Origin of the sequence: Bartonella sp. MU37NMGALS (assembly GCF_042194015.1) — a bacterium.
Taxonomy (GTDB): Bacteria; Pseudomonadota; Alphaproteobacteria; order Rhizobiales; family Rhizobiaceae; genus Bartonella; species Bartonella grahamii.
Map to the genome: position 1 here is coordinate 31,679 of NZ_JBHIML010000002.1, position 12,645 is coordinate 44,323.

At 39.6% G+C, this 12,645-nt stretch carries 8 protein-coding genes; 4 read left to right on the forward strand and 4 right to left on the reverse strand.

What is annotated here, in order from left to right; genetic code table 11:
- Positions 1-59: 59 nt before the first annotated feature.
- From acs to ACFIJP_RS01505, 3 genes are all read right to left on the reverse strand, one after another.
- Positions 60-2,003 carry an acetate--CoA ligase gene (gene acs / locus ACFIJP_RS01495; RefSeq protein ID WP_375625218.1) on the reverse strand — a complete coding sequence of 648 codons (1,944 nt, stop codon included), beginning with the start codon at positions 2,001-2,003 and terminating at the stop codon, positions 60-62.
- A gap of 857 nt (positions 2,004-2,860) precedes the next feature.
- Positions 2,861-3,154 (reverse strand): hypothetical protein, encoded by a 294-nt coding sequence (locus tag ACFIJP_RS01500; protein ID WP_375625219.1) that lies wholly within the window; start codon positions 3,152-3,154, stop codon positions 2,861-2,863.
- A gap of 1,115 nt (positions 3,155-4,269) precedes the next feature.
- The gene (locus ACFIJP_RS01505; RefSeq protein ID WP_375625220.1) at positions 4,270-4,959 is read right to left on the reverse strand and encodes a YggS family pyridoxal phosphate-dependent enzyme; all 690 of its coding nucleotides are present in this window, start codon (positions 4,957-4,959) and stop codon (positions 4,270-4,272) included.
- 165 nt (positions 4,960-5,124) lie between these two features.
- On the opposite strand from ACFIJP_RS01505, the gene leuS reads away from it, so the two are divergent.
- Together leuS and lptE are read left to right on the forward strand one after the other, a co-directional pair.
- A complete protein-coding gene (gene leuS / locus ACFIJP_RS01510) occupies positions 5,125-7,767 on the forward strand; it encodes a leucine--tRNA ligase (RefSeq protein ID WP_375625404.1) in 2,643 nt (880 codons plus the stop codon).
- Positions 7,754-8,350 (forward strand): LPS assembly lipoprotein LptE, encoded by a 597-nt coding sequence (lptE, locus tag ACFIJP_RS01515; RefSeq protein WP_375625221.1) that lies wholly within the window; start codon positions 7,754-7,756, stop codon positions 8,348-8,350. The genes leuS and lptE overlap by 14 nt, the downstream gene beginning before the upstream one ends.
- Here the strand turns inward: lptE and fsa are convergent.
- Positions 8,347-9,000, reverse strand: a complete 654-nt coding sequence (gene fsa / locus ACFIJP_RS01520; RefSeq protein WP_375625222.1) for a fructose-6-phosphate aldolase — start codon at positions 8,998-9,000, stop codon at positions 8,347-8,349. The two genes, lptE and fsa, sit on opposite strands and share 4 nt — an antisense overlap.
- Positions 9,001-9,538: 538 nt before the next feature.
- Here fsa and ACFIJP_RS01525 point away from each other — a divergent pair.
- Positions 9,539-9,775, forward strand: a complete 237-nt coding sequence (locus ACFIJP_RS01525; protein ID WP_375625223.1) for a hypothetical protein — start codon at positions 9,539-9,541, stop codon at positions 9,773-9,775.
- A 334-nt stretch (positions 9,776-10,109) separates the two neighbouring features.
- Entirely contained in the window at positions 10,110-12,305 is a 2,196-nt protein-coding gene (locus ACFIJP_RS01530; RefSeq protein WP_375625224.1) for a primosomal protein N', read from the forward strand.
- Positions 12,306-12,645: the final 340 nt, after the last annotated feature.

Genomic DNA, 12,645 nt, shown 5'->3' on the forward strand with positions numbered 1-12,645 from the left:
TAGGATAATTTTAGCAGAAAAACAAAAACCACCGTATGTTATATTTCTTCGTGGGTTCTTTAATTTTGTCGGTTAGCAATCAGATCTTCAACAACTTGTGGTTCGGCAAGAGTTGAGATATCTCCGAGAGTATCAAAATTGTTTTCGGCAATTTTTCGTAAAATACGTCTCATAATTTTTCCTGATCGCGTTTTGGGAAGCTGTGGGGAAAATTGAATTTTATCCAATATGGCAATGGAGCCTATTTCTTGTCTTACATGTTTAATAAGCTCTTTTTGTAACTCTTCACTTGGAGCTGTCCCTTCCATTAAGGTGATAAAACTATAAATTCCTTGTCCTTTAATGGGATGCGGGTAACCCACAATGGCTGCTTCTGATACAGCGGGATGAGAAACAAGGGCTGATTCAATTTCAGCAGTTCCTAACCTGTGCCCCGAGACATTGAGTATGTCATCAACCCGCCCTGTAATCCAGTAATAGCCGTCACTATCGCGCCTACAACCATCGCCTGTAAAATATCTTCCTTTATAGGAGGAAAAATAAGTTTGAATAAAGCGCTCATGATCTTTATAAAGCGTGCGCATTTGTCCTGGCCATGAATCACTGATACAAAGATTGCCTTCTGCTTCACCTTCTAAAATATTGCCTTGGGCATCAACAATTTGGGGTTGAACACCAAAAAAAGGACGTGTGGCCGATCCTGCTTTGAGGGGGGTTGCACCAGGCAAGGGCGTGATCATATGCCCTCCTGTTTCCGTTTGCCACCATGTATCGAGAATCGGACAACGGTCATTTCCAACTGTATGATAAAACCATTCCCATGCTTCTGGATTAATCGGTTCGCCTACCGTACCTAAAAGACGCAACGATGTCCTGTTTGAGTGTTCAACAAACGAATTTCCTGCTCCCATCAAGGCGCGGATAGCTGTTGGTGCGGTATAGAGTGTATTAACTTGGTGTTTGTCAACAATTTCCCAAAATCTTCCTTTGTCAGGAAAGGTTGGTGTGCCTTCAAACATTAAAGTAGTCGCACTATTGCATAAAGGTCCATAAACCAAGTAAGAATGACCGGTTATCCAACCAATATCAGCCGTGCACCAGTAAACTTCATCGGGGTGGTAATCAAAAACGTATTGATGTGTCATCGCGGCATAAACAAGATAGCCCGCTGTGGTATGCAAAACGCCTTTGGGTTTGCCGGTGGAGCCTGAAGTATAAAGAATAAAAAGTGGATCTTCAGCGTTCATTGGTTCTGCTGGGCATTCTGTTTTGGCATGAGCTATCTCTTCGTAGTACCAAAAATCACGCCCCTCTATCCATTGAATGGGTCCACAAGTCCGCCGTATAACCATGACTTGGTCCACATGCACGTTTTGGCGCGCTGCTATCTCAATAGCATGATCAACATTGTCTTTTAAGTTGATCCGTTTGCCGCCACGCAAGCCGTGATCAGCGGTAATGATGAAGGTTGATTCGCAGTCAACAAGGCGTCCTGCTATTGCCTCTGCAGAAAAGCCAGCAAAGATAACCGAATGAACAGCACCAATGCGGGCACACGCGAGCATAGCATAGGCTGCTTCGGGTATCATGGGAAGATAAATGGTTACTTTATCGCCTTTCTTAATGCCACGACTTTTCAAAAGATTGGCAAAACGACAAACATGTTCATAAAGCTCGTTATAGGTTATTTTTTTATCATGATAAGGATTATCTCCTTCCCAAATAAGCGCGATTTTGTCTCCATGGGTTTTCAGGTGGCGATCAATGCAATTATAGGCAACATTTGTTATCCCATCTTCGTACCATTGAATGGAGACATCTCCGTTAAAAGAAGTGTTTTTTACTTTTGTAAAAGGTTTAAACCATTCAATGCGTTGACCATGTTTGGCCCAGAAGCTTTCTGGATCATCGATGCTTTCTCGATACCATTGTTGATAAGTTTCCTCGTCGAGCAAAGTATTTTTTTTGATCTCTTCTGATACTGGATAGATTTTTTCAGTCATGCTTCCCTCTTTTTATTTTTTAGAAAAATCAGCCATTGTATTTTTATATTTGTGGCAGAGTCGTCCCTAAAGCTTTTCATTGTGAGGTTAGACTAAATGACAAAGATTGGAATAGTCAATTTTTAAAATCTGATGTGATGATATTAAAGAGGGTATTCTATGTTTTTAGGATACTCAAATATAGCAAAACCTATTGCGGTATAGAGCTTTTTATAAACACACTAAGACATTTAAAAAATGTCTATTATAAAATATTTCTCAAAAGTTGATATAAACCAATATCGTTAAAGAAAAGACTCATAAGAAAGAATATTGAGCTTATTAATAATGATTTTTTTAGAGAATCTTCCCAACTATAATAAATAAACTTATAATAAAAAAGATATATTAAACAAAAAAATTTTACTATAAGCGATTCAATAATTTTATGAGTAAAATCTGTGATTATAAATCATAACCACTCATTAATAGTATCGTCGCTACTTTATTCAGCGTGCTCGCAACTCATCCAATAAAGATTAATATAAACCAAAATATCTACGCAAAAAATTAGAAATAAAGAACATAATAAATGACGATAATGCCATTATAATAGACAATCTCCAACCTACGCCATTGAATATTTTAAAAGAAATGGCAATTATAGGAGTAATTATAATTAACATGCAAAACATTCTTACAACTTCATAATGAATATCCATTATAACAAAATTCTGATTATAAGATGTGATCCACAATAGATATCCCTGAAAAATATTTTGTCCACAGATGTAGATATTTAATTTTGGTATATTCTTTCGAATATATTTACAGAATTATTTATTTTCAGAGATATCTTTGTCGCTATTCTCTATAAATTAGGACCAACACTCATGACCTTTTTCTATAAAGCCCCAAGCAGCACCTCCTATGTATCCCAATGACAAAGCTCCCATTCCACCTGTAAATGCACCCACTGGTCCCCCAGTTATACCACCTTGAATTGCACCAATTACTCCTGCCGGAACTCCTACTTCCCTGCCACGTGCATTCATGTGAGACATAAAAGCACCAGGACTACATGCATTTCCATGAGTAGGTCTTGAATTGTGCGAATGACCAAAAGAAGGCTTTGTCACCATATGACCGAATGTGTTGAATGAACCAAACATATTAATCCTCCTTAATTATCTACATTAAAAGTAGTATCATAATGATACATTTGAAATGGCTATCGCGTATTTTTAGAGAAATGTCAAAGATAAACTTTAAAAATGGCAATAAAAATACTGTATAAATAATAACTATATTATGTATATTAAATATTATTCTTTATAATATAATAATATTATTTATAATTTTTTTAAAATATAAGAAATGATACCATATTTTTTATTAATTAAAGTTTAAATTTAGAAAAATTGCGCATATTAAAAGTTGAAGTTTTTCTCTTTGTTTATGAGATTGACAAAGAAATAATGATAAAGGAATATCGTTATTGAAATCGATCTCATTGCCATTGTTTTGCCTGCATGTATTGTGCGCATATGCTTGGGATTAGTTCTTTTATTTTTCAGGCGAATATTGACCGTATTTTACGCTTTGTAGAGCATAGAAAGTCTTTATGCTATTGTTGGACCTTATAGATTGCTATTCATGTTGTTTAGCGCGGCTCTTGGTGCTCTATTGGGCAATTGAGATGTTTATTTTTCTCAAGTGGCTTACATGAAAGAGTTTTGTTACTGTATTATGCAGCCATAAGCCTCTTTTTGCCTGCTTTACGCCATTGGCATGTGGGGAAATTGTTTACGCGTGTTGGAGAAGTTTAAGAGAATTCATGATTTTTAATGGAAATCATTGCGATAATCGTATTGAATATTCTTTTGCAATTATTTATTTCGCGATAGTTTTTCATTCATGCGCAACGCCCCTCTTATCATTTTGCCTTTATATAAGGATTTATTTTTTACGTTGCTTTTGCTGGAGAGGCGGTCAGAGGGGAGGTGAAGTAGAGCCAATGTGCGAGAATATGAGAGCCAAATTGCAATGCTATCTTAAATCTATTGTACGTGTTGTGGATGTGCTGGTGAGAATTTTGAGAAGACCAGCTTTTTTGCTTATTTTGCTAACAGGATGAAAGAGGGACTGGAATCTTTTTTGCTAGAATTGCTCTTATTGATATTGAAGGAAATATTTTTTCTCATTTCTGTTGTTTTTGGCTTGTTCGTAGAGTTTTCAAGGGAGATTTATATGAAGGGGGAATGAATTTATATGAGAGGAAATTGCTTTACACAGGGCGTTTTCCAAATAAAGCGGAGCCAATGCGAAGGACGTTAGAGCCAAACTGTAGAGCGGTTTTGAAGTCACTGGACATACCCATGGAAAGCTTTGGAAGACCTGCTTGTTTTGCTAATTTTGCTAAGAGCGCGAAATAGGGTCCGGGGTTTTCATCGACAGGGGGGATGCCCATAAGACCGATGATATCAAGTCCATAGTTGTTTTTGCATTGGTTGACAAAAGATGTCGCTTCTTGTGGTGCGATACCACTTTTTTGCGGTTCTAAGCCAATGTTAACCTGAACATAGCAAGGAAGATGCCTTTTTTGTTTTTCCATTTCTTCAGATAAGCTTTTTGCTATTTTTTCACGGTCAACCGTTTGAATAACATCAAAAAGTTTGATCGCCTCTGCTGTTTTATTTGATTGTAGGGGACCGATGAGATGAAGCTTAATATTTTCAAATTGTTGACGTAAAGCAGGCCATTTTTGTGCCGCTTCTTGTACGCGGTTTTCTGCAAACAAAGATTGGCCTGCTTGTAAAAGGGGACGTATATCAGCGGCAGAAACAGTTTTTGAAACAGCGATAAGTTCAATTTCTTCTATAGGGCGTTGTAGCTCTTGACATGTTTCAGCAATGTCTTTTTGAAGGTTTTGCCATGCTTCAATGGAAGGGGCATTGAGGGGCGTTTGTGTATTCATATTTTTGTGCTTTACCTTTTTTGTTCAAGAGTTGGTCGTTTTTTAAAAGTTTTATAAAATACTTAGGGAAATATTTCACGAAAATGTTGACGATGAGCTTAATCCATGGTCAAGCATAATAAAACAAGTTTTTTGGTTCAGTTTTATTAAAAGAGTATAATGGGAATGACGATTGAACATTATAATATAGGCGAACGCTATAATCCACGTGCGAGAGAAAAAAAATGGCAAGAAATTTGGGATGAAAAGAAAATTTTTCAGACTGTTCAAGAAGATGCTCGTGAAAAATATTATGTTTTAGAAATGTTTCCTTATCCGTCAGGCCGCATTCACATGGGGCATGTGCGCAATTATGCCATGGGGGATGTGGTGGCACGCTATAAAAGGGCAATGGGTTTTAATGTGCTTCATCCTATGGGGTGGGATGCTTTTGGTATGCCGGCTGAGAATGCTGCTCTGCAAAGTAAAGTGCATCCTAAAACTTGGACTTATCAAAATATTGCTGTAATGCGCGGGCAATTAAAGCAATTAGGGCTCTCTTTAGATTGGACGCGTGAATTTGCGACTTGTGATGTGGAATATTACCATCGTCAACAAATGTTGTTCCTTGATTTCTATCAAAAGGGGTTGGTTGCACGTAAAGTGGCTAAGGTGAATTGGGACCCTGTTGACCACACCGTTTTGGCCAATGAGCAGGTTGTTGATGGGCGGGGTTGGCGTTCTGGTGCGTTGGTGGAACAGCGTGAATTGACGCAGTGGTTTTTCAAAATTAGCGACTTTAGTGAAGAGCTCTTGGCTGGGCTTGAAGAGCTGGAGCAGTGGCCCGAAAAAGTTCGCACTATGCAGAAAAATTGGATTGGAAAATCACAAGGTTTGCTGATTCGTTGGGCTTTAAAGTCGGCGGGTGATGCTGATGATGTTTGTGAGAAATTTGATGAGGTTGTTTGTTATTCAACGCGTCCTGATACACTGTTTGGCGCTTCCTTTTTGGCTCTGTCTGTTGATCATCCTATTGCACAAGCTTTGGCAAAAAAAGACAAAGCGTTGAGTGCTTTTATTGAAAATTGTCGGTGTGGTGGGACGACAACAGCAGCACTTGAAACAGCTGAAAAACAAGGATTTCTTACGCCCCTTTTGGCAGTTCATCCTTTTGATTCAACAGTACATATTCCTGTTTATATCGCTAATTTTGTGCTTATGGACTATGGAACAGGGGTTGTTTTTGGTTGTCCGGCTCATGATCAGAGAGATTTTGATTTTGCGCGTAAATATGATCTTCCAATAAAACCGGTGGTTTTGCCAAAAGGAGAGCAAGCAGAAGATTTTGTCATTGCTGAAACAGCTTATACGGGTGATGGTGTGATGATCAACTCCAGCTTTTTGGATGGTTTGACACCTCAACAAGCTTTTGAAGAAGCAGCCAAAAGGCTTGAAGAACAAATGCTCAATGGGCAACCGCAAGGGAAAAAAACAGTGCAATTTCGTTTGCGTGATTGGGGGATTTCGCGGCAACGTTATTGGGGGTGCCCCATTCCGATGATCCATTGTACATCTTGCGGAGTGATTCCAGTGCCACGTACCGATTTACCGGTTGTGTTGCCTGATGATGTTACTTTTGATCAACCTGGAAATCCTCTTGCACGGCATGAAAGGTGGCAGAATGTTACTTGTCCTTCCTGTGGTCAACCTGCCAAACGTGAAACCGATACTATGGATACATTTGTTGACTCTTCTTGGTATTATGCACGCTTTACGGCTCCTTTTGCGCAGGAACCTGTCGACAAACAAGCAATCTCTGAATGGTTGCCTGTGCAACAATATATTGGTGGAATTGAGCATGCCATTCTTCATCTTCTTTATGCACGCTTTTTTATGCGTGCCATGAAATTGATCGGCCATGCGACTGTTGATGAGCCTTTTAAGGGGCTTTTTACCCAAGGTATGGTGGTTCATGAAACCTATCGGGATGATCAAGGGTGGGTTTCTCCAGCAGAAATTTCCATTGTTGAAAAGGATGGAAAACGACAGGCTTATAAATTGACTGATCAAAGTGAAGTGATGATTGGTTCGATTGAAAAAATGTCGAAATCCAAAAAGAATGTCGTTGATCCTGATGATATTATCGCATCCTATGGCGCGGATACTGTGCGTTGGTTTGTGTTGTCAGATTCTCCCCCTGATCGGGATGTCATCTGGACAGAATCTGGTGTTGAAGGAGCCCATCGCTTTGTACAGCGTGTTTGGCGCCATGTGGCTTTGAGTGCTTCTGTTTTAAAGGATGTGGCGCCTTGTGCAGGGCATCAGGGGGCAGCTTTGGAACTCTCAAAAGCTGCACATCGTACGCTTTGCGCTGTAGAAGATGATTTGGAAAAATTTGCTTTTAATCGGGCTATTGCACGTCTTTATGAATTCTTGAATATTATGGCACCGTTGCTCAACAAGATAGCAAGTGTTGACGATGAAATGAAAGCTTCTTTACGTCAAGCCATGGATTTTTTTCTTGCCATGATTGCACCGATGATGCCTCATTTAGCAGAAGAATGTCATGCTGCTTTAGGGGGAAAAACTTTAATGTCTGCGCTTGCTTGGCCTGTTTATGACAGCGCGTTAATCATTGCGGAATGCTATACTTTGCCAGTACAAATTAATGGTAAGAAACGCGGTGAGGTGAGCGTTGCAGCAACAGCAAATGAAACGATGATTAAAGAAGCGGTTTTGGCTTTAGATTTTGTAAAGGCACAGCTGGTTGAAAAGCCTGTGAAAAAAATCATTATTGTTCCACAAAGGATTGTGAATGTCGTTTTTTAAAAGTTTGATTCTTGTCGTTTTAGCTGGTGTATTCACACTGTTGTGTGGATGCAAAGTTGAACCGCTTTATCGTCAAGAATTGCAGAGTGCAATGACAATGAATTCTGCTTCTTATGGGAAGCCTGTTTCTGGGCAAGCTTCTTTGGGGCTTGCGCAAAAGCTTGCTTCTATTGTTGTGGAAGAGCCTTCGGATCGTTTTGGTCAAATGGTGCGCAATCATCTGCTTTTTCTTTTGTATGGAAATGGTGCTAAACCTTCTCTACCTGCTTATCGATTGGCATTGCAGATATCTGTATCTACAAGAGAATCTATGCAGATAGAGGTTGATTTCGAGAAAAAACGAAAAGGACGACCTTCTGTTGGAACTGTTATGAGCAGAGCTTCTTATACTTTGCAGGATATGAAAAATACTCTTGTTGCAAAAGGAACAGCAATGATGAATGCATCTTTTGACCGACTTCGTCAAGAATATGCAACGATGCAAGCAGAAGAAGATGCAAAAAAACGGGTTGCTGAAGAGTTGGCTGAACAGATTTTTTTGTTACTTTCAAAAGATCTTTCCAATAAAAACTCTAGATATTAAGCAATATTTTGTCCTGTTTTTTTCCAGTCGTTGAGAAATATTTGCAACCCTTTATCAGTGAGAGGGTGTTTGACTAGTGCTTTTAATATTGCTGGTGGAACTGTTGCAACGTCAGCACCACTGAGTGCTGCTTCTTTGACATGATTAACGGTGCGGATTGAAGCGGCCAAGATTTGTGTTTCAAAGTTATAGTTATCATAAATTGTGCGAATTTCATGAAGCAGTTCACTTCCATCATTTCCACAATCATCCAGTCTACCAATAAAAGGTGAAACGAATGTTGCGCCTGCTTTGGCAGCAAGTAAGGCTTGATTGGCAGAAAAACAAAGTGTGAGATTTGTTTTTAGTCCTTCTTTTGTGAGGGCTTTACAGGCTTTTAATCCATCGAATGTTAAAGGAAGCTTGATACAAATATTGTCGGCAATCTTTGCTAAAACAGCCGCTTCTTTCATCATGCTTTCAAATTCCGTTGCTGCAACTTCAGCAGAAACAGGTCCGCTAATGAGAGCACAAATTTCTTTTGTAACATCAAGAATATTGCGTCCTGATTTTAGGATAAGAGAGGGATTGGTGGTGACACCATCAACAAGGCTTAAATTCTGTAACTCTTGAATTTCTTCAATATTGGCGCTATCCACAAAAAACTTCATCTCTAACCTCTTCTTGTTAGCTTTTATCCTATTTTTTGTTATGCGCTATTGTTGATTGCAAAAGCAAGAGAAAGAATTAATCTCTGTATAAAGAACAAGAATGCTATGATGTTAACCATGTACCCATTTTATATCGTTGCTCTTGATAAGGCATAGGGCTCATTGCGTACCAACATTTTTGCGTATTGGAATCTTTGCGTAGCGGTATTTTTATACTTATGAAAATAAGCTAGCATTATCACACACTTTGCTCATTTCCTATTTGCGATTGCTCTTGATATTTGAGAGAGCATCATAAGATACCTCCTTTTTTCAGGGGGGTACGTTTAACCTCATTTTTGATAGAAGTGAATGGATTTATTTTATCGTAAAACACCATTGAAGAAGGCATGTAAATTTTACATATGAAGTGTTTTTTTATGGTCAATACATTGATTTATTCTGTGTTACCCATTCTTCAACAATACGCTTTTGTGCTACTTGTATTGTTGCTTGATTCTCAATCAAGCTGAAAGATGTAGGCACGTGTTTTCACTTTTTGGCACAAAGCCAAGGTGAATATTGTAACGGTTCCATTTGCAATACTATTCTCCCTGTAATTCAAATCATAGGAGACTCTCTCATTGATAAGGATTTACAAATGTTCCTCGATGAGTTTGAAATGAGAAAAATTCATCGTACTGATGGTTTTTATTACAATAGGTATAATGATGATTATATTTTTATAAATCAGTTTGTTGAAGATAAATTGAGATATGAAGCGGTAAAAAAATAAACGTGTGTGTTGGGAAGAAGTTACACTATGGGATCGCTTTGTTGAAGAGCGCACTGACGATATCATGTTGAATGCTTAATAGTGATGCGCTTTATTTGCACAGAAGAAAGGCGCTAGTTTTTTTGCTATAAAGTTTTTTGTTATAGAGGATGAGATTGGTTCTTTTATTGACACTTTGGTGATGGAATGAGTGTTAAAAAGAATTCTTTTGAGAAAAGTGTTGTGATAGGGGGGATTGAATCCTGTAATGAATTTTATAAGAGTGTTTAAAGATAAGGTTTAGACCTGTTGGTGTTTAAGAGGTCGTAGATTGGTTTAAAAGATGAATTCAAACATGATAGAGGAAAAGATTGTATCCGTATTGGTTCCTCTTCCTGTTGCTCACGCTTATAGTTATAAAGTTCCATCTTCTATGGAGGTGAATGTTGGTTCCTTTGTTCGGGTTCCGGTGATGGGGCGTGAGCTTTGCGGTTTTGTTGTGGATGTTGGAGAGAAGGCAGCCGATGGGCAAAGGTCTGGTTCGGTGGCGCGTGAAAAATTACGCTCTTTGCTTCATGTTTTTGATTGTCCCCCCTTAAAGGCAGAAATGATCACATTTTTGCGTTTTGTTAGTCGCTATACAATGGCGCCTTTTGGTCTTGTGGCGCGATTGGTTTTGTCTGTACCGGCTGCTTTAGAGCCGGAAGCGCAGATGCTGGGTTTGCGATATTGTGGTGGAAATGTAGAACGTCTCACACCAGCGCGATTACGGGTTTTGGAATTGGTGCGTAATGAGAAGATATGGACACGTTCTGGTCTTGCGCATGCGGCTGGAACTTCGGTTTCTGTTGTTGAAGGTTTAAAAGCGCTAGGGGTTTTTGAAGATATTATAGTTCCTGCTCCTGATCTTGTGGCAATGCCTGATCCTGACTTTTGTCCTCCTCAGTTGCAGGGAGCGCAAAATGAAGCAGCAACAATATTGCGGGAAGGTGTTTTATCTTCTCAGTTTCAAGTTTTTTTGCTTGATGGTGTTACGGGATCAGGAAAGACAGAGGTTTATTTTGAAGCGGTCGCTCAAGCCTTCAAAGGGGGCAAGCAGGTTTTAATTTTATTGCCGGAAATTGCTTTAACACAGCAGTTTTTAGATCGTTTTTATGCACGCTTTGGAGCTGCAGCAGCAGAATGGCATTCTGATTTGACGCCACGTCGTAGAGAACGTGTCTGGCGGCAAGTTGCAGAAGGGCGGGTGCGTGTTGTTGCGGGGGCTCGTTCAGCGCTTTTTCTTCCCTTTCATGAGCTTGGCTTGATTGTTGTTGATGAAGAACATGATAGCGCTTATAAACAAGAAGAGCGCATTTTTTACCATGCGCGTGATATGGCTGTTGCTCGGGGCTCTTTTGAGCATTTTCCTGTTATTTTATCTTCAGCAACACCGTCGATTGAAAGCCAAGCTAATGTTTTAAAAGGGCGTTATAAAAAGGTGCATTTACCTTCCCGTTTTAAAGAAGTAGCACTTCCACAGTTGCGGGTGGTTGATATGCGCCAAGGAGGGGTGCAAAAGGGGCACTTTATTTCCTTTGCTCTTGAAAGGGCTTTAAAACAAACGCTTGATAAGGGCGAACAAGCTCTTCTTTTTCTTAATCGTCGTGGTTATGCACCTTTAACTTTATGCCGAATTTGCGGACATCGTTTTCATTGTACTGATTGTTCAAGTTGGTTGGTAGAACATCGTGCGCAAGGGCAATTGAAATGTCATCATTGTGGGTATCATGAACCACTTCCTCAAGCCTGTCCTGAATGTGGGACATTAGATCATCTCGTGGCTTGTGGACCGGGTGTGGAAAGAATTGCAGAAGAAACACAAATGCTTTTTCCTCAAGCGCGATCATTGATTCTTTCAACAGATCTCAAAGGAGGGATTGGGCAATTGCGAAGCGAATTACAAGCCATTGCAAATGGCGATGTGGACATTATTATTGGAACACAGTTGGTCGCTAAAGGACATCATTTTCCCAAGCTCTCTCTGGTTGGCGTTATTGATGCTGATCTTGGTCTTGCCAATGGCGATTTACGCGCAAGTGAACGTACCTACCAGCTGCTATCTCAAGTTACCGGAAGAGCAGGGCGTGTGGGATTGGAAAGCTTAGGATTATTGCAAACTTATCAACCAGATCATCCTGTCATCAAAGCCCTACTTTCATGTCAGCCAGAAGATTTTTACACACGTGAGATTACAGCGCGTCAGCATTATCATTTGCCTCCCTATGGGCGGCTTGCTTCTTTGATTGTCTCTGCACAACAGCGCCAAACAGCAGAACATTATGCGCGTGCATTGCGTCAAGCAGCGCCACGGGGGAAAAATATCTCGGTTATGGGACCAGCAGAAGCGCCTTTGGCTTTGGTTCGGGGGCGTTATCGTTTTCGGCTTTTGCTGCAAGGACAGCGCTCTTTTGATATACAAGGGTTTATACGTGAAATGCTTAGCGGTACACCCAAAATGCCCAGTTCTGTTCGGGTTCAAATTGATATTGACCCGCAAAGTTTTTTCTAAAACCAGTCTCGCATAAAGTGAAGGTCTCTTTAGCTTAAGGTGCTTTACTTTGATATTATATATTTCAGAATAAGCATTCAAGCAGCAGAATATGATACATGTGCATTGCATTAAGCAGAGCTACGGGAAAAAATATCTTTGTTATGGAACCAGCAGAAGCGTCTCTATTATTCGAGGACACTATCATTTCGGCTTTTACTCCTTTTTTGTTTTAGGGACAGTACCCTTTTGATAGGCGGATTCTTTTTATAAGGGCGGATTATAGGGTCTGAAAATGCTTAGCTGTACACCCAAAATATCCAATTTTATACGGGTTCAAATTGATATTGATCTATGCTTT

What these genes read in the sequence shown, in the direction of transcription:
- fsa (WP_375625222.1), bottom strand. Translation starts at nt 9,000, where the DNA reads ATGAAGTTTTTTGTGGATAGCGCCAATATTGAAGAAATTCAAGAGTTA.
- lptE (WP_375625221.1), top strand. Translation starts at nt 7,754, where the DNA reads ATGTCGTTTTTTAAAAGTTTGATTCTTGTCGTTTTAGCTGGTGTATTC.
- acs (WP_375625218.1), bottom strand. Translation starts at nt 2,003, where the DNA reads ATGACTGAAAAAATCTATCCAGTATCAGAAGAGATCAAAAAAAATACT.
- leuS (WP_375625404.1), top strand. Translation starts at nt 5,125, where the DNA reads ATGACGATTGAACATTATAATATAGGCGAACGCTATAATCCACGTGCG.
- ACFIJP_RS01505 (WP_375625220.1), bottom strand. Translation starts at nt 4,959, where the DNA reads ATGAATACACAAACGCCCCTCAATGCCCCTTCCATTGAAGCATGGCAA.
- ACFIJP_RS01530 (WP_375625224.1), top strand. Translation starts at nt 10,110, where the DNA reads ATGATAGAGGAAAAGATTGTATCCGTATTGGTTCCTCTTCCTGTTGCT.
- ACFIJP_RS01500 (WP_375625219.1), bottom strand. Translation starts at nt 3,154, where the DNA reads ATGTTTGGTTCATTCAACACATTCGGTCATATGGTGACAAAGCCTTCT.